Below are 24,569 nucleotides of genomic sequence, written 5' to 3' on the forward strand. Positions count from 1 at the left end.
GGCGCGGCGCTCCTGACCGGGACGGGCATGGCGCGCCTAAGTGGGATGCGTGAAACGGGAATGGCGCGCCTCGGCCGCCCGCGGGCCCAGCAGGGGCCGCGCGGCCAGCCACGCCGCCGCCCCCGCCGGGTCTCCCGCCGTGACCGCACCCTCCAGAAGGCCTCGTACGGCGTCGTGTACGGGGCCTTCCGCCGTGAGCACGCCACCGGCCAGCACGAGGGGCAGACCGGGTTCGTGCACCCGGGAGGCGGTGCTCGCCAGCTTGGACGCGGCCTCGGCCACGATGGTCAGCGCCACCGGATCACCACCCATGGCCGCCTCGCTCACCAGCGGCGCCAACTCGGCCAGCGCGAGGGGCGGCCGAGCATGCACCGCCGCCGCCAGTCGCGCCCCCGGATCACCACCTGGGCCATCGGGCAGCAGCCGCCCCAGAACTATTTCCGCCAACAACCCCCACCCGGCCCGACCACCTCCACTCGCTTCGCGGTCGCCGGCTCCGCCACGCGCCGGCCGGCGGCCGGCGGCCTCGTGGGCGCCCGGCTCGTGACCGGCGCTCATCTCGTCGCGGCCCGGCTCGGGGCGGTGCGCCGTGCCGTTCGGTTCGTGGTCGCGTACCAGATCGACGCCCGTCCTCGCCGGCGAGGGGCACGGGGTGGTGATGGCGCGGATGGTGGCGCGGGCGGCGGCGAGGCCGATCCAGAAGGCCGAGCCCTCGTCCCCGAGCAGCCACCCGTATCCGTCGGCGGTGCCGGCGGGAGCGTGGTCGGCGATCCTGGCCGCGATCGCCCCCGTGCCCGAGATGAGCACGGTGCCTGATGGTGAGGGGGTGCCGGCGGCGAAGGCGGTCACGATGTCTCCCGTCACACGTACCGGCGTGACTCCGGGAGCGCCCGGCTCGCCGGTGAGGTCCGCCCCGGGCAGAAGGCCGCCGAAGACGCGCTCGGTCAGCGTCGCGCACAGCGCGGGGTTGCCGGCCAAGCCCACGACCACGCCCACGACGGTGCCGAGGAGCGTGCCCGTGACCGGGAGGTGGGCCGATCCGGGGTCCGCCAGGGTTGCGCGCACGGCGGTGGTCAGGTTGGCGGCGGCGGTGTCCATGCCGAGCGCCCCCGGATTGGCGCCCCCCGCCTGCCCGCGCCGCACCAGCGTGCCGTCCAGCGTGAACAGCGCGGCCCGCGACGAGGTGCCGCCGGCGTCGACGCCCAGAACCAGATGCATGTCAAAAATTATTGCCGAAACACCTTGACGGCACCAGATGCTGAGCATAATTATCACCGCGTGGAACTACTGAGCCGCATCAGGGCCGAGCAGCACGACATGCCCGAGGCGCTGCGCAAGGTGGCCGATGCGATTCTCGCGGCCCCGGCGGAGGCGGCCCGGCTGACCATCGTCGACCTGGCCGAGCGGAGCGCCACGTCCACGGCCACGATCACCCGGTTCTGCCGCGCCCTCGGCTTCTCCGGCTACGCCGAGCTGCGGGTGGCCGTGGCCACCGAGACCGGCCGGGTGGCGCAGCAGACGTGGCAGACCGACATCGGCCGCGAGATCCTGCCCGACGACAGTCTCGATCGGGTGCTGAGCGTCGTGTCGGGCAACGACATCCGCCTGATCCAGGAGACCGGCGACCAGCTCGACCTGGCCGTGGTGGAGAAGGTCGCGCAGGCCGTGGCCAGGGCGGGGCGGGTGTTGTTGTTCGGGGTGTCGAGCAGCGCGGCCGTCGCCAGCGAGATGGAATACCGGCTGCAGCGCATGCGGGTGCCCACCTGGAGCAGGTCCGACGCCCACACCGCGCTGACCGACGCGGCGCTGCTCGGCCAGGGCGACGTGGCGATCGGCATCTCCCACAGCGGCCGGACGCGGGAAGTCATCGAGGTGCTCGCGGAGGCGGGCAGCCATGGCGCGATCACCGTGGCCGTCACCTCGCAGCCGAGGTCGCCGCTGGCCGAGGTGGCCGAGCTGGTGCTGACGACGGCGAGCCGCGCGACGAGCTACAGGTCCGAGGGGTTCGCCGCGATCCACTCGCAGTTGCTCGTCCTTGATGTCGTGTACGTGTCGGTCGCCCAGCGCACGTACGAACGGACGAAACAGGCGTTCGACGTCACCGTACGGGCCGTGGCCGGACACCGGCTACCAGAACAGGGCCTGACAGGACCAGGCTCACCAGAAGGGGACATATGACGGTCAACCAGCGAGTCGTCCCGCAGGCTTTCGCCGAGCACATCGCGCACCTCGTCCAGGTGATCCCGAAGGATCCGGAGATCTCGCGGGCCGCGGGCCTCTTCACCGAGGCGCTGACCGCGGGCGGCGTGATCCAGGCGTTCGGGGCGGGCCACTCGGAGGCGATCGCCATGGAGATCGCCGGCCGCGCGGGCGGCCTCGTGCCCACCAACCGGCTCGCGCTGCGCGACATCGTCCTGTACGGCGACGCGCCCAGAGCCGAGCTCGACCGCTACGACCTCGAACGCGACCCCGCCGTCGCCCACACGATCCTCGACCTGGCACCCGTCCAGGAGCACGACCTGTTCGTCATCATCTCCAACTCGGGCGTCAACGGCGTGGTCGTCGAACTGGCCACGCTCGTCAAGGAGCGCGGTCACGACCTGATCGCGATCACCTCGCGCGCCCACAGCGAAGCCGTCGCGTCCCGCCATCCCTCGGGCCGCCGGCTCACCGACCTGGCCGACGTCGTCCTCGACAACCACGCCCCCTACGGCGACGCCGTCCTGCCCCTGCCCGGCGGAGGCTCCACAGCGCCCGCGTCGATTGGAGCGGTCTCCACCATCACCTCGGCTCTGCTGGCCCAGCTCGTCGTGGCCCAGACCGTCAGCAACCTGCTCGAAGCCGGTGAAGTGCCACCGGTCTACCTCTCGGCCAACGTCCCCGAGGGCGACGCGCACAACCTCCGCCTGGAATCGCTGTACGCGGGCCGCATCCGCCGTACCGCCTGACCCGGCCGCACCCACGGCGGCGCCCGACCGGCGCCGCCCTCACACCGGCGCCCGACCGCGTCGCATCCGCTGCGGCGCGGTCAGGCGCCGCGGCACCGCTGATCTTCGGAACCGTACGACAGTCGGGGGACCACCCACCCAAGGAGAACCCCACTCATGTCCCGAAATTTCGGTAAAGTTCTGCTCTCCTTAGCCATCCCCGCTCTCCTCGTCGCCGTCTCCCTGGTCGCGCCCGCCAACGCCGACCAGGCCGTCCGCCTCCAATACCGGACCAGCGCACCCGGCGCCACCACGGCCCAGGCCGAGCCCTGGCTCCAGCTCTTCAACGACGGCACCACCACCATCCCGCTCAACCAGGTCAAGATCCGCTACTACCTGACCGGCAGCGAGACCTACCGCTTCGCCTGCTCCTGGGCGGTCGTGGGATGTTCGACGGTGACCGGCCAGTTCGTCCGCCAGGCGGGCGGCGACCAGTACCTGGAAGTGGGCTTCACCTCGGGCAGCCTGGCTCCCGGCCGGACCACCGGCGACATGCAGCTGCGCTTCTACCGCTCCGACTGGCAGACGTTCACGCAGGGCGACGACTACTCCTACGGACCTCAGACCGGCTACTTCAACTGGGACAAGGTCACCGTCTACGTCAACGGCACGCTCTCCTGGGGCAAGCCCAACGGCAGCGACCCCGACCCCACCGTCACGCCCACCGTGTCGCCTGGTCCGGGCGGCGAGCTGTTCGACGACTTCACCTACACGGGCTCGAACGACCCCCGGCTGGCCCAGCGCGGCTGGACGGTCCGCTCCAGCTCGGGAGGTCCCGGCGTGCCCGGCGCCACCTGGTCGCCCGGCGCGGTCTCGTTCCCAGGCGGCCTGCTGACGCTCGACTCCTCGACGAACGGCACCCCCTCGGGCACCGTGCAGACCGAGCTGTCGACCGCCAACCGCAAGTTTCACGAGGGCACGTACGCCGCCCGCGTGCGCTTCAGCGACGCGCCGACCAGCGGCCCCGACGGCGAGCACGTGGTGCAGACGTTCTTCACCATCACCCCGCTGCGCTTCAACCTCGACCCCGACTACGGCGAGCTGGACTTCGAATATCTGCCGAACGGCGGCTGGGGCGAGCCGGCCAACATCCTCTACGCCACGAGCTGGGAGACCTACCAGGGCGAGCCCTGGCAGGCGGTGAACACCCACACGGAGGAGCGCGCGAGCTTCGCCGGCTGGCACGACCTCGTCATCCAGGTCTCCGGCGGCCGGATGAAGTATTACGTGGACGGCCGCCTCTTCGCCGACCACGGTGACATCTACTACCCCGAGACCCCGATGTGGATCATGTTCAACCAGTGGTTCATCGATCTCCAGGGAGCGACGGGCACGCGTACGTACCGCCAGCAGGTCGACTACGTCTTCCACAGCAAGAACGAGGTTCTCTCGCCCGCCGAGGTGCAGAGCCGGGTCGGCTCCCTGCGCTCGTCAGGCACCGCGTTCAAGGACACCGTCCCCAACGTGTGATCGTGCCCCGCGCCCGCCCGGGCGGGCGCGGGTCCACCCCCCAGCATCAGAAGGATCACCATGAAGTACCGCATCCTTGCCCTGGCGGCCGTGCTCGCGCTCGGCGCGTGCGGCACCGGCGCGGAGCCGGAGACCGGGGCGGCGGCGAACGGCGCCCCCGCCAAGCTGACCGTCTGGATCATGGACGGCAGCGTCACGCAGGAGCTGTTGAAGAAGTTCGAGACCCAACACGAGGCCGCGCACAAGGGTGTCGACCTCGACATCCAGATCCAGGCCTGGGACGGCATCGGCGAGCGCGTCACCGCGGCCCTGGCCAGCACCGATGCGCCCGACGTGATCGAGGTGGGCAACACCCAGGTCGCTCAATACTCGTCCAGCGGCGGCGTCACGGACCTCACCGCCAAGATCACCGACCTCAAGGGCGAGGACTGGCTGCCGGGGCTGGCCCAGCCGGGCAACATCGACGGCAAGCAGTACGGAATCCCCTGGTACGCCGCCAACCGCGTGGTCGTCTACAACAAGGACATGTTCGCCGAGGCCGGCATCAAGGAGCCCCCGAAAACCCGCGACGAGTGGCTAGATATCACGACAAAGCTCAATAAAGGTGGCAACCAAGGCATCTATCTGACCGGCCAGACCTGGTACGCGCTCGCCGGATTCATCTGGGACGAGGGCGGCGACCTGGCCGTCCAGGAGGGCGGCCGGTGGAAGGGCGCCCTCGACACCCCGCAGGCCCGGGCCGGTATGGACTTCTACCAGCGGCTCCAGGCTCTCGGCAAAGGGCCCAAGGACGCCGACGAGGCCGGCCCGCCGCAGCACGAGGTGTTCGCCCAGGGCAAGGTCGCGCAGATCATCGCCGTCCCCGGCGTCGCCGCCCGCGTGCTGGAGGTGGACGACAAGCTGAAGGACAAGATGGGCTTCTTCCCCATCCCGGGCAAGACCGCCGACAAACCCGGCACGGTCTTCACGGGCGGCTCCGACCTGATCATCCCGGTGGCCTCGCACCACCAGGACGAGGCGTACGAGCTGGTCAAGGCCCTGGCCGGAGAGAAGTTCCAGAAAGAGCTGGCCACGACGATGAGCTTCGTGCCCAACCGCACCTCGCTGGCCGGCGTGCTGTCGGGCGACGAGGGCACCGCCGCGATGGCCGTCGGCGCGGCCAATGGCCGGGCCACCCCGAACACCCCCAACTGGGCCGCCGTCGAGGCCACCTCGGTGATCAAGCAGTACATGACCGCCGTGCTCACCGGCGCCGACCCGGCGGCGGAGGCGAAGAAGGTCTCCGAGTCGATCACCACGACGTTGAACAGCGGATCCTGATGCGGGCTGGACACCGCTCGTTCTGGCCCTTCCTGCTCATCGCCCCCACGGTGGCAGGCGGGGCCTTTCTCCTGCTCTATCCCATGCTCAAGGCCGCGGTGATCTCGTTCCAGCACTTCCGCATGGGCGAGCTGATCAGGGGCGGCGCCACCCTCATCGGCCTGGAGAACTACGCCGAGCTGCTGGGCGGCGAGGAGTTCTGGCAGGTGGTGTGGCGCACGGCCGTGTGGACCGCGCTCAACGTGGTGCTCATCGTGGTCCTGTCCACCGGCGTCGCCCTCATGCTCGTACGCCTGCGCCGCGGCCTGCGCCTGGCCCTGATGAGCGCCCTCGCCCTGGCCTGGGCCACCCCGATCATCGCGGCCACCACGATCTTCCAGTGGTTGTTCCAGTCGGAGCTGGGCGTGGTCAACTGGCTGCTGGTCACCCTCGGCTTCGACTCCTTCCAGGGCTACACCTGGTTCGCCGACGGCACGGCCACGTTCGCCGTCCTGGTGCTCCTGGTCGTGTGGCAGTCGGTCCCGTTCGCCGCGCTCACCCTGTACGCGGGCCTCACCACGATCCCCGCCGAGCTGTACGAGTCGGCGCGGATCGACGGCGGCAACGGCCGGCAGGTGTTCTGGAAGATCACCGTGCCGATGCTCAGGCAGCTGTTCGCGCTGATCACCTCGCTGGAGGTGATCTGGGTGGCCAAATGTTTCCCGCAGATCTGGGTGCTCAGCCAGGGCGGCCCCGACGGCGCCACCACCACCCTGCCGGTCTACGCGTTCAAGGTCGCCCGCGTGCTGCACCGCTACGACCTGGGCTCGGCGGTCGCCATGCTCACGGTCGTGATCCTCGCCGTCGCCCTGGTCAGCAACCTGCGAAGGATGGTCCGCTCGTGAAACGGCTCGCGCTCAACGCGACGGCGGTGGCCGTGCTCGTGACGACGGTCTTCCCCGTCTACTGGATGTTCCTGACCGCGTTCAAGCCGACGCGGGACATCCAGGCGGCCACGCCGACGTTCTGGCCCGCCGATCCGACGCTCGACCACTTCGTCACCGCGGTCAGCGCGCCGGGGTTCTGGACCTACTGGCGCAACAGCCTGCTGGTGACGGTCGCGGCGGTGCTGGTCGCGCTGGTGGTGGCGCTGCTGGCGGCGTTCGCGATGACGAGGATGCGCTGGCGGGGGCGGGGCGCGTTCGTGGTGGCGGTGTTCGCGGCGCAGATGGCGCCGTGGGAGGCGCTGCTGGTGCCGGTGTTCATCATCGCCAGGGACACCGACCTGCTCGACTCGCTGGCCATGCTGACGGGCGTCTACTTCATGATCACGCTGCCGTTCACGATCGTGACGCTGCGCGGGTTTCTCGCCGCGATCCCGCCGGAGCTGGAGGAGGCCGCGCAGGTGGACGGATGCAGCCGGCTGGTGGCCTTCCGGCGGGTGGTCTTCCCGCTGCTGGCGCCGGGGCTGATGGCGACCTCGCTGTTCGGGTTCATCACGGCGTGGAACGAGTTCGCGTTCGTGAACGTGCTGATCATCAAGGACCAGGACAAGCGCACGCTGCCGGTGTGGCTCTCGTCGTTCCGCGACGTGTTCGGGACCGACTGGGGCGCCACCATGGCCGCCGCCAGCCTGTTCGCGCTGCCCGCGCTGCTGCTCTTCCTCTTCCTGCAGCGCCGCGTCGGCACCGGCATGACGGCGGGCGCGGTCAAGGGCTGAGGGGTCATCGCGCCGGATCGCACACGTAGGTGCCCCGGTGCGGCACCGTGACGACCCACCGCTGTTCCCGCAGCCGCGAGACGGCCAGCCGGGCCGTGACCTTGGCGACGCCGTACTGCCGCATCAGCACCTGCTCGCTCGGGATCGCCGTGTCGGGACGGAGTTCGCCGCGTCTGATGCGGGCAGCCAGGTCATCGGCGATGATCGCATACTTGGCCCTCGTCGGCTTGGCACGTGGCACGCCGGCGGGCCCGACGAAGGTGCCCTCGCCCCGAACGGTATGGGCCAGCCGCCGTCCCGCGTCTGGATCAAAGTGCTGACGGGGGTGGCAGGTTGATCAGGATGGGTGGTCTCAAGTACGGGACGCGGAGGTGAAGGCGGTGTGCAGGGCCTTGGCGTCGGGCTTCGGAAGCTGGTCGCGGGCCGCCAGCCAGGCCGCCGCGCTCGCCGCGTCACCCGCCGTCGTGACCTGCTCGCCCGCGAGCAATTCCGTCACGGCCTGGCGCACCGGCCCGGGGTTGGTCAGCACGCTGCCGGCGAGCACCACGGGCCCCGAGGTGTGCACCCTTCTGAGCGTGGCGACCAGGTGGCCGGCCGCCTCGCGCACGATCCCGGCGGCTAGCGGGTCGCCTTCTGACGCGGCCCGGCCGACCAGCGCCGACAACGCCGCCAGGCGCATGTGGTCGGCCTGCGCCAGGCGCACGATGCGGTCGGCGACGGCGCGCGGCGCGGCGGGCCGCTCGTCCCCGAGGAAGTGTTCGCCGACGAGAGCGACGAGCAGGCCGCTGCCGGCCTCCGCGCCGCCCGCCCCAGAAGCGGGATCGCGGTCCGGAGCCGTGCGGTCGAGGGCCGCGACCGGCAGGCCGCGGTCGAAGGCGTCGACCACCGCCTTGGCGGCCTCGCGGCCGATCCAGAAGCCCGAGCCCGCGTCGCCCAGCAACCACCCCAGCCCGTCGGCGACCATGCCGCGCTCGAACCCGGCGATCCTGGCCGCGACCGCGCCCGTGCCCGACAGCAGCAGCGAGCCGTCCGGCTCGGGTGACCCCGCGGCGTAGGCGATCGGCACGTCGCCCATGTAACGCGGCTCCGCCGCGATGCCGTGCCCGGCCCAGACCTTCGCCAGTGCGGGCACCATCTCCTCGACGTGCCCCGCGACCCCGGCCAGCGAGGCGACCACCCGCGATCCGTCGAGGGAGCCGAGCGCCTGCCCGAGCGCGGTCTCGATCGCCGACACCGCCTTGGTCAGCCCGTGGGCGGTCGGATTCCCCGCGCCCGCCCGGGCATAGCCCACCCGCGTGCCGTCGAGCCTGTGAACGGCGACTCGCGTGGAGGTGGCTCCGGCATCGACACCGACGACTAGCGATTGCATCACGGACTGAGTCTGGGGCTTGACGTGGCCAGGAAGCAAGAATAATTTTCGCCAGAAGACCGAGTATTCGGAAGGAATATTCGTGACTTCAGGAGCGCTAGGGCGCGTCGAAACAGAGCTACCCGGTTTGCCGGAGGCACTGCGCAGGGTGGGCGAGGTGATTCTCGGCGACCCTGCCGAGGCCGCGCGGTCGACCATCATCGCGCTGGCCGAGCGCGCCGGCAGCTCGCCCGCCACCGTGACCCGGTTCTGCCGGGCGTTCGGCTTCTCCGGCTACGCCGAGCTGCGCGTCGCCCTCGCCACCGAGACCGGGCGGGCGGCGCAGGCGGGCTGGGGAGCGGGCGTCGGCCACGAGATCGGCCCCGACGACCCGCTCGACGCGGCCATCGAGGTGATGGCCGCCGCCGACGTCCGGCTGATCCAGGACACCGCCGCCCAGCTCGACCTCGACGTGGTCGCCCAGGTGGCCGCCGCCATCGTGGCCGCCCCGCGCGTCCTCCTGGTCGGCGTCTCCACCAGCGGTAACGTCGCCACCATGTTCGAAGGCCGGCTGCGCCGCATCGGCGTCCCCTGCTGGAGCGCGGGAGACGCGCACGTGGCGCTGTCGGAGGCGGCGCTGCTCAAGGAGGGCGACGTGGCCGTCGGCATCAGCCACAGGGGCCGCACGCGCGAGGTCATGGAGGCGCTGGCCGAGGCCGGCGGCCACGGCGCGCTGACGGTCGCCGTCACCTCTTTCGCCCGCTCCCCGCTGGCCGAGCTGGCCGAGCTGGTGCTGACCACCGCCAGCAGGGAGACCACGTTCCGGCTCGGCGGGCTGGCCGCCGTCCACTCGCAACTGTTCGTGCTGGACGCCGTCTACGTGGCGATCGCCCAGAGCACGTACGAACGGACCAACGAGGCGTTCGAGCGAACGATCAGCGCCGTGGAAAGCCATCGGGTGGAGAGAAGCTAGATGACGTACGCAGACAGGGTCCTCGATCTGGCGCGCCAGGTCGCGAAGAGCCAGGCCGAGCAGGTGCGCAAGGCGGCGGAGCTGCTGGTGACCTCGCTCAGGGCGGACGGCGTGGTCAACGCCTTCGGCTCCGGGCATTCCGAGGCCATCGCCATGGAGATCGCCGGACGGGCCGGCGGCCTCGTCCCGAGCAACCGCCTCACGCCGCGTGACCTCGTCCTGTACGGCGGGCAGCCGCCCGGCGTGCTGACCCCGGAGCTCGAGCGTGACCCGGCGATCGCGCGCCAGATCTACGACCTGGCGCCGGTCGCGCCGCAGGACGTGTTCGTGCTGATCTCCAGCTCGGGCGTGAACGGCACGGTCGTCGAGCTGGCGAGGATCGTCAAGGAGCACGGCCACCCCTTGATCGCGTTGACCTCGGTCAAGCACAGCACCCAGATGACCTCGCGCCACCCGTCGGGCAGCAAGCTGCTCGACCTGGCCGACGTCGTCCTGGACAACGGCGCCCCCTACGGCGACGCCCTCCTCGAGCTGCCCGGAGGCGGCAGCTACGGTGCGGTGTCCACGATCACCTCCGCGCTGCTCGCGCAGATGGTGGTCACCGAGGCGGTGGACGAGCTCGTGGCGATGGGCGAGACGCCGCCCATCTACCTGTCGGCCAACGTGGCGGGCGGGGACGAGCACAACAAGGCGCTTGAGAGCCGCTATGCAGGGCGCATCCGGCGCGGAGCATGACAAGTCAGGAGCAGTAACGATGGCCAACACCCCCCATATCACCAGGCGTGAGCTTCTACGCGGTGCCGCTCTCGTGCCCGTGGCGGGCGCGCTCGCCGCGTGCGCGACCCCCGCCGCCCAGCCCGCGCCCTCGTCGGCGGCGCCGGCCGCCACCAGCGCGGCCAACCCGTTCGGCGTGGGCGACAAGCCCCTCGAGGTGTGGATCTTCGACGGCGGCTTCGGCCAGGCCTACGCCACGGACATCCACCAGCCGCTGTTCAAGAGCAAGTACGCGAAGGTGGAGATCAAGCACAACTCCACCAAGGAGATCACCAAGGTCCTCCAGCCGCGCTTCGCCGGCGGCAACCCGCCCGAGGTGATCGACAACTCCGGCGCCAACTTCATGGACTTCGGCGCCCTCTCCCAGGACGGCCAGCTCCAGGACCTGACGCCGCTGCTCGACGCGCCCTCGTGGGACGACCCCAACGTCAAGGTGCGCGACCTCCTGGACCCGTCGGTGATCGAGATCGGCACGTACGACGGCAAGTTCAGCGTGCTCGGCTACGTCAACTACATCCACGGGATCTGGTATTCGCAGAAGGTCTTCGACGACAACGGCTGGGAGATCCCGAAGACCTGGGACGCCTTCCTCGAGCTGTGCGAGACCATCAAGAAGTCGGGCGAGATGGCGCCCTTCACCTACGCCGGCAAACACCCGCAGTACCTGTACGAGCCGCTGCTCACCATGGCCGCGAAGATCGGCGGCAACGACGTGCTGGTCAACATCGACAACCTGGAGGACGGCGCCTGGACCGCCGAGCCGATGCTGACCGCCGCCGAGAAGTGGGCCGAGGTGGGCGCCAAATACCTCATGCAGGGCACGGCCGGCCTCGACCACGTGCAGACGCAGACGGCCCAGAACAAGATGCAGGTGGCCATGCTGCCCTGCGGCTCGTGGCTGGAGAACGAGCAGAAGTCCACCACGCCGGAGGACTTCGCGTACGCGATGTTCCCCCTCCCCGACGTCACGAGCTCCGACGCGATGCCGTACGGCACCCTGCACACCCAGCCCGGCGAGAACTTCATCGTCTCCGCCAAGAGCGCCCACCCGCAGGCCGGCATGGAATATCTGCGGGCCATGCTGTCGAAGAAGGCGGCCGGCGACTTCAGCGAGCTGGTCACCACGGTGACGACGGTCAAGGGCGCGAGTGAGGGCCGCGACATCTCGCCGGGCGTCACCAGCGCCTCCAAGGCGGTCGCCGACGCCGGCGAGAACACCGTCTACTACCGCTGGCACACCTGGTACGGCCCGCTCAACGACGAGGGCAAGGCCGCCACCGGCCAGCTCATGACCGGCGGCCTGAAGCCGAAGGCCTACCTGGAGCGCATGCAGAAGAAGGCCGACGAGATCAAGAACGACTCCTCCATCACGAAGTACAAGCGCTGATGGTGCTGTTCAACAGGTATCGCCGCGGGCTGTTCATCACCTCGTTCCTGGCAGCCCCGGTGATTCTCTACCTGGTCTACGTGATCTCGCCGTACGTCCAGGCGTTCTACATCGCGATGACCGACTGGCGCGGCGTGACGGCGGTGCCCAACTTCATCGGGCTCGACAACTTCGAGCGGCTGCTCGGCGACAGCGTCTTCTGGAAGGCCGTCACCCACAACATCGCCCTGCTGGTGTTGCTGCCGGTGATCACGATCGCCATCGCCCTGTTCTTCGCCTTCCTGCTCAACGTGGGCGGGAAGCAGGGCGTGTCGGGCATCCGCGGGTCGGGCTTCTACCGGGTGGTTTTCTTCTTCCCGCAGGTCCTGGCCGTCACCATCGTGGCGGTGCTCTTCCAGCAGGTGTTCAGGCCCGACGGCAGCGGCATGCTGAACGGGCCGCTGATGGGGCTCGGGCTCAGCCCGATCGGGTTCCTGTCCGACCCCGACGTCGCGTTCTGGTCGGTGCTCGGCGTCCTGGTCTGGCAGGCGGTCGGCTTCTACGTCGTGCTGTTCTCGGCCGGGCTGGCGAGCATCCCGAAGGACATGTTCGAGGCCGCCCAGATCGACGGGGCCAACCGGGTCACCCTGTTCTTCCGCGTGACGCTCCCGCTGTTGTGGGACACCGTCCAGGTCGCCTGGGTCTATCTGGGCATCCTCGCCATGGACGTGTTCGCGATCGTCTGGGTGATGACCGACCAGCAGGGCGGGCCCGACTGGTCGACCACGGTCATGGCGGCCGAGATCTACCGCAACGCCTTCGAATACTTCCGCTTCGGCTACGCCTCCGCCCTCGGCGTGGTGATGTTCTTCTTCACCCTCGGCTTCGCGGTCCTGTCGCTGCGCCTTTCGCGGCGCGAACGAATCGAGTACTGAGAATGGCAACGACGACTCCGGCGACCACAGGTGCGCACTCGAGGAGCGCCCTCCGCGTGGAGCGAAAGCGGCGGCTGGGGCCGATGGGCGTGCTGACGCACGCGGCGCTGGGCATCTGGACCCTCCTCGTGACGGTGCCGATCATCTGGACCTTCCTGGCCTCGGTCAAGAGCGAGGACGAGATCTTCGGCGACGCCTGGGCGCTGCCGGCCACGCTGCAGTGGGACAACTTCGCCAGGGCCTGGGAGCAGGCGCGCATCGGCCAGTACATGCTCAACAGCCTGGTCGTCGTGTCGTTCAGCACGTTCGGCACGATGCTGGTCGGCTCGATGGCGGCGTACGTGCTGGCGCGCTACCCCTTCCGCGGCAACCGGGCGATCTACATGTTGTTCGTCTCGGGCCTGGCCTTCCCGTTCTTCCTGGCGCTGACCCCGCTGTTCTTCGTGGTGCAGAACATGGGCAACGTGCCGGTGGTCGGGCCGTTCATCGGCCTGAACACGCACGCGGGCGCGGTGCTGGTCTACATCGCCTACTCGATGCCGTTCACCGTCTTCTTCCTGGCCGCCTTCTTCCGTACGCTTCCGACGGCGGTCGCGGAGGCCGCGATGGTGGACGGGGCGTCGCACACCAGGGTGTTCTTCCAGATCATGTTGCCGATGGCCAAACCCGGCATCATCAGCATCACGATCTTCAACATCCTGGGCCAGTGGAACCAGTACCAGATCCCGCTGATCCTGCTGCAGGACCGCGAGAAGTGGGTGCTCACCCAGGGCATCGCCGACATCTCCACCGCCGCCGGATACGACGCGGACTGGGCGGCCCTGTTCGCCGCCCTCACCCTGGCCATCCTGCCCATGCTGGTCGTCTACACGGTCTTCCAGCGGCAGATCCAGTCCGGCCTGACCGCGGGGGCGCTCAAGTGACGCCGGCAGTGATGCGGGCGGGGCCGCGTCCGTACGCGGCCTCGCCCTAGCGCGTCAGCAGCGGTTGATCCGGGAGTTCACCAGCTCGATGTTGCGGATGACGATGTTGTTCCCGCACGGGTTCTCGTTGATGGCGGAGTTGGTCAGCGTCAGGTTCTGCAGCGTGATGTCCGACGTCACGGGGAACTCGCTGCGGGCGGCGATGCGGATGTCGGAGCCGTTCACGGTGCCGCTCTGGGCGGCGATGGTGACGTTGTAGCAGTTCTCGATCAGGATCGAGTTGCTGCCGGTGCCGGAGATGTCCACGCGGTCGATGACGGCGCCGCCGCTCTCGGAGACGCAGAAGACGCCGCGTCCGCCGCCCCTGGCGACGACGGTGCCGACCCGGACGTTGGTCGGGTAGCCGCTGCCGATGCGGCCGTTGCGGTTGGCCATGCGGAAGGCGGCGTACCCGGTGCCGGTGCCGGCGCCCTCGGCGTCGACGGTGCCGACCGTGGCGTTGATCGTGTCGTTGAACAGCAGGCCCGACTCGCCGGTGTTCCTGGCCGTGATGGTGCCGATGGTGATGCCGTCCACGCCGTACGTCTCGACGCCGTGGCTGCCGCCGCCGGAGGCGTACACGCTGTCGATGCGCACGTTGCGGGTGCGGACGTTCCTGTTGGCGTGGTTGTCGATGCGGACGCCGAGCCCGGCCGACCCGAGCCGCAGGTCGAGCCGGCCGAGCGTGATGTTGGTGCCGTTGCGGACGAACACCCCGAAGTAGGGGTTGCCGGTCACGTTGAGGTGGGTGACCTCGACGTCGGTGACGTTCTGGGCGCGTACGGCCGCGTTGTTGGCGCTGATCGTGCCGGTCACGTTGATCGTGCCGCAGACCTCCAGGATGGTGTAGCTGGGCAGGTCGAGCGACTGGTTGGCGTTCATGGAGCCGGAGCCGCGGACGATCACCTTCTGCTTGGAGGTGCGTCCTGAGGTGAGGCTGCCGACGGCGCGGCGCATGGCCTCGATCATGCTGGCGCCGGTGTAGAGCGTGGTGCCGCCGTTCCTGGCCGTCCAGGTGCCGCCGCTGAGCACGGCCTCGGCGTCGGACGACCCGCTGCCGCAGTCGCCGGACCCGCCGCCCATCTTGACGAGCTGCCACTGCTGGTTGGCGCCGCCGAGGTCGTCCCACTGGGAGATCCTGGCGCCGTCGCCGGTGCCCCACTCCCACACCTCCAGCGCCTTGCCGCTGTTGCGGTTGATCAGCCGGACGTGGCCGCCGTCGGAGTCGGCCAGGCGGAACTGCTGGTTGGCGGCGTTCAGGTCGGCCCACTGGACGATCTGCGCGCCGCCCTCGGTCGACCATTCGTAGACGTCCAGCACCTTGCCGCTGTGGCGGGACCTGAGCCGGTAGTAGCCGTCGCCGGAGCCGACGAACTGCCACTGCTGCTGGTTGCCGTCGTTGCGGGCCCACTGCACGATGGGCGCGCCGTCGTTGGTCGCGAAGTCGTACAGGTCGAGGGCCTTGCCGCTGTGCCGGTTGACCAGCACGTACCAGGCGCTGGTGTCGACGCTCGCCGCGACGGCGGGTGGCGGCTGGGCGACGACGGCGCCGGTCAGGGCGAGGAACGTCGCCGCCAGGACGGCGAGCAGGCGCCGCCGGCCTCGTCCGGTGGCCCGAGGTAAGGAACTCACTGTTCTGCTCCCATCCTGAAAAGGAAAGCGCTTTCCTAGGATCAGATCAGCGAGTGACGCAGCCTGAGTCAAGCGGGCAGGCACCGCCAGGCCCTCTGCCTGCCCGAACCCGCTGAAACGTTCATCCGAGGAGGGGGCGCGTTCTGATGGGCTGCCCGGCCATGACGTCGGCGCCCGAGCCTCACACCTCGGCGCGCAGTGCGCGGGCGGCCGTGACCACGTTCGCCAGCGACGCCTCCACCTGCTCGTACGTCCGCGTCTTCAGCCCGCAGTCCGGGTTGACCCACACCCGCTCGGCGGGCAGCACCGCCAGCGTCCTGCGCAGCAGTTCCTCGACCTCCTCCGCGCTCGGCACGCGCGGCGAGTGGATGTCGTAGACGCCCGGCCCGAGCCCGCGCCCGAACGCCTCCACCGCTCCCAGGAGCCTGCCTCCCGACCGGGCCGACTCGACGGTGGTCACGTCGGCGTCCAGGCCGTCGATGGCGGCCAGGATCTGATCGGCGTCCGAATAGCACAGGTGCGTGTGGATCTGCGTGCGGTCGCTCGCCCCTGACGTGGCCCTCCGGTACGCCGCCACCGCCCACTCCAGGTAGTCGGCCTGCGCGGCCCGCCGCAGCGGCAGCAGCTCGCGCAGCGCCGGCTCGTCCACCTGGATGATCTTCACCCCGGCCGCCTCCAGGTCGCTCACCTCCTCGCGCACCGCGTCGGCCACCTGGAACACCACGTCACGCAGCGGCAGGTCGTCGCGGACGAACGACCAGGCCACGATGGTGACGGGCCCGGTGAGCATGCCCTTGACCGGCTTGTCCGTGAGCGACTGCGCGTAAGTGGCCCACCGGACGGTGATCGGCGAGGGACGGCTGACGTCGCCGTGCAGGATCGGCGGCCGGGTGCAGCGCGACCCGTACGACTGGACCCAGCCGTTGGCGGTGACGGCGAAGCCGTCGAGGTGCTCGGCGAAATACTGCACCATGTCGTTGCGCTCGGGCTCGCCGTGGACGAGGACGTCGAGGCCGAGCCGCTCCTGCAGCCGGATGACCCGCTCGATCTCGGCCTCGACCCGCCGCTCGTAGTCCTCCTGCGACAGCGTGCCCGCCGCGACCTCCGCCCTGGCCGCGCGGAGCTCGCCGGTCTGCGGGAACGACCCGATCGTGGTGGTCGGCAGCGGGGGCAGCCGCAGGTGCTCGGCCTGGGCCGCCGCGCGCTCCGCGTACGGGCCGCGCCCTTCCGCCGCCACGGGCGCGGGCAGGGCCGCGGAAGGCCCGGCGGGGGCGGGGCCGTGGAAGGGCGACCGGGAGAGCGCCACCACCTCCGCCACCTTCTGCTCGGCGAACGCCAGCCGCTCCTTCAACGCCGGATCCAGCCCGGGCTCGGCCGCCACGTCGTAGGGCACGTGCAGCAGCGAGCACGAGGTGCTCACCGTCACCCGCCCGGCGCGTACGGCGGCCAGCGCCGCCAGCGCCCGCTCGGGCGAGGTGCGCCACACGTCGCGCCCGGACACGACGCCCGCGACCACGGTCTTGCCCCGCAGGTCGATCTCCGGCACGCCGCCCCTGACCAGGTCGACGCCGATGGCCTCCACCGGCGTGCCGGCCAGCACCGGCAGCGCCTCTCCCGCCGAGCCGAAGTAGGTGGCCACGAACAAGCCCGGCCGCGCGGCGGCGGCCCCCAGCCGCTCGTACGCGGTCCGTACGGCGGCCAGCTCCTCCGGCGTCCGGTCGGCCACCAGCGCCGGCTCGTCGAGCTGCACCCATGCGACGCCCTCCGCGGCGAGCGCGGCCAGCAGCTCCTCGTAGCAGCCGAGCACCTCGTCCAGCCGGTCGAGGGCCGAGGCCAGCAGCAGGAACGTCACCGGCCCCACCACCACGGGCCGCGTCTCGTACCCCAGCGCCCGCGCCTCCCGCACCTCGGACAGCGGCTTGGCCGCGTCGAGCTTGAACACCGTGTCGGGCCCGATCTCCGGCACGATGTAGTGGTAGTTCGTGTCGAACCACTTCGTCATCCGCAGCGGCGCGACCTCGTCGGTGCCCCTGGCCATCGCGAAATAGGGGTCGTCCGCGTCGCGGTGGCGCGCCGGCACCGCGCCCAGCAGCACGGCCGTGTCCAGCATCTGGTCGTACATCGAGAAGGTGTTGCCCGGCAGCCCCTCCAGCCCCAGCTCGGCCAGCCTGCGCCAGGTCCGCTCGCGGATCCGGGCGCCCACCTGGTCCAGCTCGTCGCGGGTGGCGCGCCCGTCCCAGTAGGACTCCAGCGCCCGCTTCAGCTCCCTGCGCGGGCCGATCCGCGGGTAGCCGAGCACCGTGGACGTGGGAAATGGGGACATCTTCCAGGCTCCCTAGGACGTGGATCAGATCGCTGCGATCCTGCCGAGTACCCCGGGAGTCATGCACTATGTATTGGTGCTGCTTATGCTCAGGGAGATTCACTGCTTCACCAGGGTGGCGGAACGGCTCAGCTTCTCCAGGGCCGCCGCCGACCTGGGGATGTCGCAGCCCGCCATGAGCCAAGCCATCACCCGTCTCGAACGCGCCACCGGCGTCCAGCTCTTCCAGCGCACGGCCCGCGAGGTGCGGCTCACGGCGGAGGGCAAGGCGCTGCTCGCGCACGCGCGGCAAGTGATCGAGTCGGCCCGGGCGTTCACCGATGAGGCCGCGCGGCTGGCCCGGCCTACCATTCACCTTGCTTATCCTCCGCTCGTCGGCACCCTCGCCGCGCGGATCGCCAGACGGCTCGCGAGCCGCACCCCGTCACTCGGCGTGGAGCTCCGGCCCGCCGGGCGGGGCGCGGCGGCGCAGGCGCTGGCGAGCGGCGAGATCTCCGCGGCGATCCTCGCCACCCCCGCTCCCGCGCGGTTCGTCACGGCCGCCCGGTTCCACGTCACCGTCGACCACCTGGCCGTCCCCGTGAGCCACCGGCTGGCGCCCTCGGCCAAGGTCGCCCCGGCGGAACTGGGCGGTCAGGTGCTGCTCACGCCGTTCAGCCGGCCGTGGTCAGGGTTGCCCGGCCGCGCGCGCATGGTGGCCGACGACGACTTCGCCGCCGCGCTCGACCTGGTGGCGGCCGGCGCCGGGCTGCTGCCGATCCCGCAGCTCCTGGCCAGGACCATCAAGCGGGACGACGTGCGCTTCGTGCCGCTCGACGCGGGCGACCTGCGCATCACCTACGCCCTGGCCTGGTCGAAGGAGCACGTCACACCGGAGCTGATGGCCCTGGTGCAGGCCGTCCAGGACGCTTTGTGGACCAGGTGAGCTACCACGGGAGCGTGCCCGAGACGTCGACGTACGCCCCGGTCGGGCCGTCGGCGCCCACCTGCGCCATCCGTACGATGATCTCGGCGCCCTCCACCACGGTCTGCGTGCCCGTGCGCATGTTGAGGTCCGTCGCGGTGTAGCCGGGCTCCACCGCGTTGATCCGCATGCCGGGGAACGCCTTCGCGTACTGCACGGTGATCATGTTGACCGCGCTCTTCGAGGCGGGATAGGCGACGCCCGGGTAGGCGTACGTCGGCGTGTTCGGAGTGGTGACCATGGTCAGCGACGCCAGGCCGCTGCTGACGTTGACGATGACCGGGGCCGCCGAGCGCCGCAGCAGCGGCAGGAAGGCATGGGTCACGCGCACGACGCCGAAGACGTTGGTCTCGAACGTCGTGCGCATGATGTCGGCGGTCACGTCCGCGGGGCCGATGACGCCTCCGTCAGGCGTGCGCTCTTCGATGCCCGCGTTGTTCACCAGCACGTCGAGCCCGCCCTCGGCCTCAATGGTCTTGGCCGCGGCCGCGACCGAGTCGTCGTCGGTGACGTCGAGCCGGACGAACCGGGCGCCCAGCCGCTCGGCCGCCAGGCGCCCGCGTCCGGCGTCCCTGCTGCCGGCGTACACGGTGTGACCTGCCTCGATGAGCCGGCGGGCGGTCTCGAACCCCAGGCCCTTGTTCGCTCCGGTGATCAGTGTTGTCGTCATGTCCTCAAGCCTGCGGCGGGGCGGTCCGGCCGGCCAGTCGTCCCGTCGTCCTGGGACCACCAGTACCAGGCGCGCACACCGGTGCCGCGTGCACACTGGTGGCATGACGCGGACGGAGTTCGGGCAGGCGGTGCGGCGCTGGCGCGACCGCGTCTCGCCCGCGACGGTCGGGCTGCCCGGCTCCGGGCAGCGGCGCGCGGCCGGGCTGCGCCGGGAGGAGCTCGCCCTGCTGGCCGGGATCTCCGCCGACTACATCACCCGCCTCGAACAGGGCCGGGCCGCCAACCCGTCGGCGCAGGTCGTCGAGGCGCTGGCGCGGGCGCTGCGGTTGTCGGCCGACGAGCGCGCCTACCTGTTCCGGATGGCCGGGCTCGAGCCGCCGGGGCCGGAGCTGGTGCCCGGGTTCATCACTCCGAGCGTGCAGCGGCTGCTCGACAGGCTGGCCGGCACGCCCGTCGGGGTCTACGACGCGGCCTGGACGCTGCTCCTGGCCAACCCGATGTACGCGGCGCTGATGGGCGATCCGTCCGGATGGCGGGGCGACGAACGCAACGGCGTGTGGCGCAACTTCGCCGGCCCCGGCGGCCGGGTGCGCCACACGCCCGAGGCGCGGCGCGCGTTCGAGGCCGCGCTGGTCGCCGACCTGCGCGCCACAGCAGGGCGCTATCCCGCCGACCAGCAGGTGCGCCGCCTGATCGCGCGGTTGCGCGCGAGCAGCGACCGGTTCGCCGAGCTGTGGGACTCCGGCATCGTCGGCCGGCACGAGGCGGCGCGCAAGACGATCGAGCATCCGCAGGTGGGCGCCTTGACGCTCGACTGCGACGTGCTCAGCGTGGCGGGCAGCGACCTGCGGATCATGGTCTACACCGCGGAGCCCGGCACCGACGACGCCGAACGCCTCGCGCTGCTCGCTGTCCTCGGCACCCAGACGCTCATGGGCTAGCGGGCAGGTTCTTCAGCGCCTCGCGGCGGCTCAGGCCCGAGATGCCCTTGGCGTTGACGTAGCGCACGACCTCGGCCGGATTGGTCTTGGCGTATTCGCGTAACGCCCAGCCGATGGCCTTGCGCGCGAAGAAGTCGTTGTCGGACAGGCTCGGCTCGATGCACGCGTAGAGCAGGGCCGTGTCGGTGCGCGCCTTGAAGCGGTTTTGACAGAGGATCGCGGTGCGGCGCTTCCACAGGTCGGCGTCGTGAGCCCACTCCAGCATGAGCGGCCGCATGGTCTCGGGGAACGCGGCCAGCAGCCCGCCGACGCGGTGGACGGCCAGCTCGTCGACCAGGTCCCACCATGCGCCGGTGACGATCATCTCTTCGTACATCGGCACGGTGTAGAGGGTCTGGAACTCGCGGTAGTAGTGGTGGCCGGACAGCTCGACGGCGGCGTAACGCTCCTCGCGGTATTCGGCCTCCCGCCACAACGCCAGCACGGCCCGCCGCCACTCGGGCGCGGTCTCCATCCGGTGCCCGGCGAAGACCCGCCGCAGCGCCGCCCGCCTGGCCACGGCCTGGACGCCGAGGAACGGCAGCGCGGACTTCATGTACGCGCGCATCGCCTCGGCCTTGGCCGGCTCGGCGACCTCCTGCAGTGCCAGCCGCACCGCCTTGCCGAGGCTCATTTCTTGTGCGTGGTGCGCTCGCCCGTCGCGAGCCCGTCGAACAGCACGGTGATGTAGTGCTCGGCCAGGCCGCTGGTGTTGAGCCGGCCGCCCGGGCGGAACCAGCGGACCGCGACCCAGATGGTGTCGCGGATCATGCGGTAGGTCAGCTTGGGGTCGACGTCGGGCCGGAACAGCCCGGCCGCCTGGCCGGCCTTGATCTGCGCCACCCACATCTGCTCGACCTCGTCCTCGGCCTTGACGAGGTAGTTGAACCGGGGGAACTGGCGCAGATAGTTCCAGTCGTTCTGCATGACGGTGATCGCGGCGCGGTGGGGCTCGAGCGTGCCGAAGCCGATGCGGACCATCTCCGACAGCACGGTGCGCGCGTCGCCGCCGGACTCGAGGGCGGCGCGGTAGCGGGCGATGAGGTCGTCGAGGAAGGTGGAGAGCACCTCGTCGACGATCGTCTCCTTGGAGTCGAAGTGGTGGTAGAGACTTCCTGAGAGGATGCCGGCCTCGTCGGCGATCTCGCGGACGGTCGTGGCCTGGAAGCCCTTGCGCGCGAAGAGCTCCGCGGCGAGTTTGACGAGGTGGTCGCGGCGCTCTGACGCCGACCCTGACGAGGTCGTGCGCTGGCGCTTGGCCGGGGTGGTCGCGGTGCCGGAGTTCTTTCGCGTGGTCACGTGTCCATTATGAAGCCTCAGACAATCGCTTGTTCACCTAACCTGCCCAGTTCATGCGGCATTCCGTGAGTGACCAAGCGCTTGCTACGATGCGATGATGAGCGAGGCGTACATCGTCGGAGCCGTCCGCACCCCCGTCGGGCGCAGGAACGGCGGACTGGCCGGAGCGCACCCCGCCGACCTCGGCGCCCACGTGCTCAAGGAGCTGATGCGCCGCACCGGCGCCGACCCCTCGGCCGTCGACGACGTGATCTTCGGCTGCGTCGACACCGTCGGCCCGCAGGCCGGCGACGTCGCCCGCACCTGCTGGCTGGCCGCCGGCCTGCCCGAGGAGGTGCCGGGCGTCACGGTCGACCGCCAGTGCGGCTCCTCCCAGCAGGCCCTGCACTTCGCCGCCCAGGCCGTGCTCTCCGGCACGAACGACCTGGTGGTGGCCGGCGGCGTGCAGAACATGAGCATGGTCCCCATCTCGGCCGCGATGCTCGCGGGCCGCCCGCTCGGGCACGAGACCCCCTTCGCGGGTTCCAAGGGCTGGGCCGAGCGCTACGGCACGCGGGAGGTCTCGCAGTTCGCCGGGGCCGAACAGATCGCCGCCCGCTGGGAGATCACCCGCGAGGAGATGGAGCGGTACGCGTACACGTCGCACCGGCGGGCCCTGCACGCCATCGAGGCCGGTCACTTCCGGCGCGAGATCGCCCCCTTCGAGGGCGTCGCGGCGGACGAGGGCCCGCGCGCGGACACCTCGCCCGAGAAGATGGCCGGGCTCAAGCCCCTGGCCGAGGGCGGCAGGCTCACGGCGGCCCTGGCCTCCCAGATCTCCGACGGCGCCGCCGCCCTGCTCGTCGCCTCGCCCGGAGCCGTACGCGAGCACGGCCTGACCCCGCGCGCCCGCGTGCACCACCTGTCGGCCCGCGGCGCCGACCCGATCATGATGCTCTCCGCCCCCATCCCCGCCACCGCCCACGCCCTCCGCGTGACCGGCATGTCCATCGGCGACTTCGCGGCGATCGAGGTGAACGAGGCGTTCGCCTCTGTCGTGCTGGCCTGGATGAAGGAGACCGGCGCCGACCCCGCCAGGGTCAACCCGAACGGTGGCGCGATCGCGCTCGGCCACCCGCTCGGGGCGACCGGCGCGGTCCTGGCGGTGCGGCTGCTGCACGAGCTGGAGCGGACGGGCGGCACGTACGGCCTGCAGGTCATGTGCGAGGGTGGGGGCCAGGCGAACGTCACCGTCATCGAACGGCTCGCCGGCACGGGAGCGGCCTGACGTCAGAAAATGCCACTAGCAAATAGGAAACTTTCCTATTAGATTGCGGGTCATGCCCATGAGCGGTGACCTGCTGCGCCTTGCCGACGCCGTCCTCTTCCCCGGTTTCACCGGGCACGAGCCACCCGACTGGCTCCGCCGCCGGCTCGGCGAAGGGCTGGCCGGGGTGGCGCTGTTCTCGCGCAACATCGCCGGCCCCGCCCAGGTGTCCCGGCTGACCGCGGCCCTGCGCGCGGAGAACCCGTCGGTGCTCGTCGGCGTCGACGAGGAGTCGGGCGAGGTCACCCGGCTGGAGGCGGCCACCGGCAGCAGCCGCCCCGGGGCGTACGCGCTCGGCGTGGTCGACGACGTGGCCATGACCGAGACCCTGGCCGCGGACCTCGGCGCCGACCTGGCCCGCGCGGGCATCACGATCGACTTCGCCCCCTCCGCCGACGTGAACTCCAACCCGGACAACCCGGTCATCGGCCTGCGCTCCTTCGGCGCCGACCCCGCGCTGGTCTCCCGGCACGCCAGGGCGTTCGTCCGCGGCCTGCAGTCCGCCGGAGTGGCCGCCTGCGTCAAACACTTCCCCGGCCACGGGGACACCACGGTCGACTCCCACCACGGCGTGCCCGAGATGGCCGCGGACGGGGTCGAGGACGCGTTGCTGCCGTTCGCCGACGCCGTCAGGGAAGGCGTCAAGGCGGTCATGACGGGTCACCTCCTCGTGCCCTCGTACGACGGGGACCTGCCCGCCACGCTCAGCCCCAAGGTGCTCACCGGGCTGCTGCGCGAGGAGCTCGGGTTCCAGGGGATGATCATCACGGACGCCATCGAGATGGCCGCGGTGACGGCGGCGTACGGGATCGGAGGCGCCGCGGCCCGGGCCATCGCCGCCGGGGCCGACGCGATCTGCGTCGGCGGCGAGCACGCCGACGAGGCCACCGCCACGCGGATCCGCGACGCGATCGCCGCCGCGGTGGCCCAAGGACTGCTGCCCGAGGACCGGCTGGCCGACGCCGCTCGCAGGGTCCGCGAGCTGGCGGCATGGACCGCGTCCTCGGGCAGCCCCGGCGGAACCGGGGGTGCGGGCGGCCCCGCCGTGACCCAGGGCGCGGGTTCCGGCGTGCCTGGCGGGGCCGCGAACGACGGCGGCGCCGGGCTGCTGGCGGCCCGGCGGGCCGTCAGGGTCCTGCGGCGCTCCACCGAGCCGGAGCTGCCGCTGGCCGCGGCCCCGCACGTGGTGGAGCTGGCGCCGGAGACGAACCTGGCCATCGACCGGCACACCCCCTGGGGCGTGGGCGAGCCGCTGACCGGGCTGCTGCCCGGCACCGTGGTCACGCGCATGACCGCGGGGGAGACGACGGGTCCCGTACTCGAGCGGCTGCTCGGCGCGGCGGCCGGCCGCCCGCTGGTCGTGGTGGTCCGGGACGCGCACCGCCACCCATGGCAGGAGGAGGCGCTGAGGCATGTGCTGAGCGCCCGCAAGGACGCCGTGGTGGTCGAGATGGGCCTGCCCGCCCGCTCGGACCTCGGGGCCGTGCACATCGCCACCTACGGCTCCGCCCGGGTCTGCGGCCGGGCCGCCGCGGAGATCCTGGCCGGTAGTCTCTGAG

General features: G+C 71.0%; 23 protein-coding genes. 15 read left to right on the forward strand and 8 right to left on the reverse strand.

Features of this window, described 5'->3' with window-relative positions; genetic code table 11:
• Nucleotides 1-36 precede the first annotated feature (36 nt).
• A complete protein-coding gene (locus ABGB01_RS00415) occupies nucleotides 37-1,218 on the reverse strand; it encodes a BadF/BadG/BcrA/BcrD ATPase family protein (RefSeq protein WP_347769051.1) in 1,182 nt (393 codons plus the stop codon).
• Between the two features lie 60 nt (nucleotides 1,219-1,278).
• On the opposite strand from ABGB01_RS00415, the gene ABGB01_RS00420 reads away from it, so the two are divergent.
• From ABGB01_RS00420 to ABGB01_RS00445, 6 genes are all read left to right on the forward strand, one after another.
• On the forward strand, nucleotides 1,279-2,178 hold the full coding sequence (locus ABGB01_RS00420) for a MurR/RpiR family transcriptional regulator (protein ID WP_347769053.1): 900 nt from the start codon (nucleotides 1,279-1,281) through the stop codon (nucleotides 2,176-2,178).
• The gene (locus ABGB01_RS00425) at nucleotides 2,175-2,948 is read left to right on the forward strand and encodes an SIS domain-containing protein (protein ID WP_347769055.1); all 774 of its coding nucleotides are present in this window, start codon (nucleotides 2,175-2,177) and stop codon (nucleotides 2,946-2,948) included. The genes ABGB01_RS00420 and ABGB01_RS00425 overlap by 4 nt, the downstream gene beginning before the upstream one ends.
• A 156-nt stretch (nucleotides 2,949-3,104) precedes the next feature.
• A complete protein-coding gene (locus ABGB01_RS00430) occupies nucleotides 3,105-4,457 on the forward strand; it encodes a cellulose binding domain-containing protein (RefSeq protein WP_347769057.1) in 1,353 nt (450 codons plus the stop codon).
• Between the two features lie 60 nt (nucleotides 4,458-4,517).
• Nucleotides 4,518-5,777 (forward strand): extracellular solute-binding protein, encoded by a 1,260-nt coding sequence (locus tag ABGB01_RS00435; RefSeq protein ID WP_347769059.1) that lies wholly within the window; start codon nucleotides 4,518-4,520, stop codon nucleotides 5,775-5,777.
• The gene (locus ABGB01_RS00440) at nucleotides 5,777-6,661 is read left to right on the forward strand and encodes a sugar ABC transporter permease (RefSeq protein ID WP_347769061.1); all 885 of its coding nucleotides are present in this window, start codon (nucleotides 5,777-5,779) and stop codon (nucleotides 6,659-6,661) included. The genes ABGB01_RS00435 and ABGB01_RS00440 overlap by 1 nt, the downstream gene beginning before the upstream one ends.
• Nucleotides 6,658-7,476 (forward strand): carbohydrate ABC transporter permease, encoded by an 819-nt coding sequence (locus tag ABGB01_RS00445; RefSeq protein WP_347769063.1) that lies wholly within the window; start codon nucleotides 6,658-6,660, stop codon nucleotides 7,474-7,476. The genes ABGB01_RS00440 and ABGB01_RS00445 overlap by 4 nt, the downstream gene beginning before the upstream one ends.
• 4 nt (nucleotides 7,477-7,480) lie before the next feature.
• Here ABGB01_RS00445 and ABGB01_RS00450 read toward each other — a convergent pair whose 3' ends face one another.
• The gene (locus ABGB01_RS00450; protein ID WP_347769065.1) at nucleotides 7,481-7,717 is read right to left on the reverse strand and encodes a winged helix-turn-helix domain-containing protein; all 237 of its coding nucleotides are present in this window, start codon (nucleotides 7,715-7,717) and stop codon (nucleotides 7,481-7,483) included.
• A gap of 111 nt (nucleotides 7,718-7,828) precedes the next feature.
• Nucleotides 7,829-8,845, reverse strand: a complete 1,017-nt coding sequence (locus ABGB01_RS00455; protein WP_347770146.1) for a BadF/BadG/BcrA/BcrD ATPase family protein — start codon at nucleotides 8,843-8,845, stop codon at nucleotides 7,829-7,831.
• 82 nt (nucleotides 8,846-8,927) lie between these two features.
• On the opposite strand from ABGB01_RS00455, the gene ABGB01_RS00460 reads away from it, so the two are divergent.
• Genes ABGB01_RS00460 through ABGB01_RS00480 form a run of 5 tightly spaced genes read left to right on the forward strand, consistent with a single transcriptional unit; the run spans nucleotide 8,928 to nucleotide 13,795 of the window.
• Nucleotides 8,928-9,797 (forward strand): MurR/RpiR family transcriptional regulator, encoded by an 870-nt coding sequence (locus ABGB01_RS00460; RefSeq protein WP_347769067.1) that lies wholly within the window; start codon nucleotides 8,928-8,930, stop codon nucleotides 9,795-9,797.
• Nucleotides 9,798-10,532 carry an SIS domain-containing protein gene (locus ABGB01_RS00465; RefSeq protein ID WP_347769069.1) on the forward strand — a complete coding sequence of 245 codons (735 nt, stop codon included), beginning with the start codon at nucleotides 9,798-9,800 and terminating at the stop codon, nucleotides 10,530-10,532. It abuts the gene before it with no gap.
• Between the two features lie 19 nt (nucleotides 10,533-10,551).
• Nucleotides 10,552-11,958: an N-acetylglucosamine/diacetylchitobiose ABC transporter substrate-binding protein gene (gene ngcE, locus ABGB01_RS00470; RefSeq protein WP_347769071.1), complete on the forward strand. Its 1,407-nt coding sequence runs from the start codon at nucleotides 10,552-10,554 to the stop codon at nucleotides 11,956-11,958.
• Nucleotides 11,958-12,872 (forward strand): sugar ABC transporter permease, encoded by a 915-nt coding sequence (locus ABGB01_RS00475; protein WP_347769073.1) that lies wholly within the window; start codon nucleotides 11,958-11,960, stop codon nucleotides 12,870-12,872. Before ngcE ends, ABGB01_RS00475 begins: the two co-directional genes overlap by 1 nt.
• Nucleotides 12,873-12,928: 56 nt before the next feature.
• Nucleotides 12,929-13,795: a carbohydrate ABC transporter permease gene (locus tag ABGB01_RS00480; protein ID WP_347620359.1), complete on the forward strand. Its 867-nt coding sequence runs from the start codon at nucleotides 12,929-12,931 to the stop codon at nucleotides 13,793-13,795.
• A gap of 54 nt (nucleotides 13,796-13,849) precedes the next feature.
• On the opposite strand, the gene ABGB01_RS00485 is transcribed toward ABGB01_RS00480, so the two are convergent.
• Together ABGB01_RS00485 and metE are read right to left on the reverse strand one after the other, a co-directional pair.
• Complete coding sequence (locus tag ABGB01_RS00485) at nucleotides 13,850-15,391, reverse strand: RICIN domain-containing protein (RefSeq protein WP_347770148.1); 1,542 nt, start codon at nucleotides 15,389-15,391, stop codon at nucleotides 13,850-13,852.
• 256 nt (nucleotides 15,392-15,647) lie between these two features.
• Nucleotides 15,648-17,789: a 5-methyltetrahydropteroyltriglutamate--homocysteine S-methyltransferase gene (gene metE / locus ABGB01_RS00490; protein ID WP_347769075.1), complete on the reverse strand. Its 2,142-nt coding sequence runs from the start codon at nucleotides 17,787-17,789 to the stop codon at nucleotides 15,648-15,650.
• A gap of 85 nt (nucleotides 17,790-17,874) precedes the next feature.
• Between metE and ABGB01_RS00495 the strand changes: the two genes are divergently transcribed.
• Nucleotides 17,875-18,714, forward strand: coding sequence for a LysR family transcriptional regulator (locus tag ABGB01_RS00495; RefSeq protein WP_347769077.1), 840 nt, complete (start codon nucleotides 17,875-17,877; stop codon nucleotides 18,712-18,714).
• A gap of 1 nt (nucleotide 18,715) precedes the next feature.
• Here the strand turns inward: ABGB01_RS00495 and ABGB01_RS00500 are convergent, their stop codons facing one another.
• A complete protein-coding gene (locus ABGB01_RS00500) occupies nucleotides 18,716-19,423 on the reverse strand; it encodes an SDR family NAD(P)-dependent oxidoreductase (protein ID WP_347769079.1) in 708 nt (235 codons plus the stop codon).
• A 103-nt stretch (nucleotides 19,424-19,526) separates the two neighbouring features.
• Between ABGB01_RS00500 and ABGB01_RS00505 the strand changes: the two genes are divergently transcribed.
• A complete protein-coding gene (locus tag ABGB01_RS00505; RefSeq protein ID WP_347769081.1) occupies nucleotides 19,527-20,366 on the forward strand; it encodes a helix-turn-helix transcriptional regulator in 840 nt (279 codons plus the stop codon).
• Here ABGB01_RS00505 and ABGB01_RS00510 read toward each other — a convergent pair.
• Both ABGB01_RS00510 and ABGB01_RS00515 read right to left on the reverse strand, forming a co-directional pair.
• The gene (locus ABGB01_RS00510) at nucleotides 20,356-21,039 is read right to left on the reverse strand and encodes a DNA alkylation repair protein (RefSeq protein ID WP_347769083.1); all 684 of its coding nucleotides are present in this window, start codon (nucleotides 21,037-21,039) and stop codon (nucleotides 20,356-20,358) included. The two genes, ABGB01_RS00505 and ABGB01_RS00510, sit on opposite strands and share 11 nt — an antisense overlap.
• Complete coding sequence (locus ABGB01_RS00515; protein ID WP_347769085.1) at nucleotides 21,036-21,704, reverse strand: TetR/AcrR family transcriptional regulator; 669 nt, start codon at nucleotides 21,702-21,704, stop codon at nucleotides 21,036-21,038. Before ABGB01_RS00515 ends, ABGB01_RS00510 begins: the two co-directional genes overlap by 4 nt.
• A 97-nt stretch (nucleotides 21,705-21,801) precedes the next feature.
• Here ABGB01_RS00515 and ABGB01_RS00520 point away from each other — a divergent pair, with 97 nt between their 5' ends.
• Both ABGB01_RS00520 and ABGB01_RS00525 read left to right on the forward strand, forming a co-directional pair.
• Nucleotides 21,802-22,971 carry an acetyl-CoA C-acetyltransferase gene (locus ABGB01_RS00520; RefSeq protein ID WP_347769087.1) on the forward strand — a complete coding sequence of 390 codons (1,170 nt, stop codon included), beginning with the start codon at nucleotides 21,802-21,804 and terminating at the stop codon, nucleotides 22,969-22,971.
• 52 nt (nucleotides 22,972-23,023) lie between these two features.
• Nucleotides 23,024-24,568, forward strand: a complete 1,545-nt coding sequence (locus tag ABGB01_RS00525; protein ID WP_347769089.1) for a glycoside hydrolase family 3 N-terminal domain-containing protein — start codon at nucleotides 23,024-23,026, stop codon at nucleotides 24,566-24,568.
• Nucleotide 24,569 lies beyond the last annotated feature (1 nt).

This window comes from Nonomuraea sp. B5E05, from assembly GCF_039880665.1.
Lineage (GTDB): Bacteria > Actinomycetota > Actinomycetes > Streptosporangiales > Streptosporangiaceae > Nonomuraea.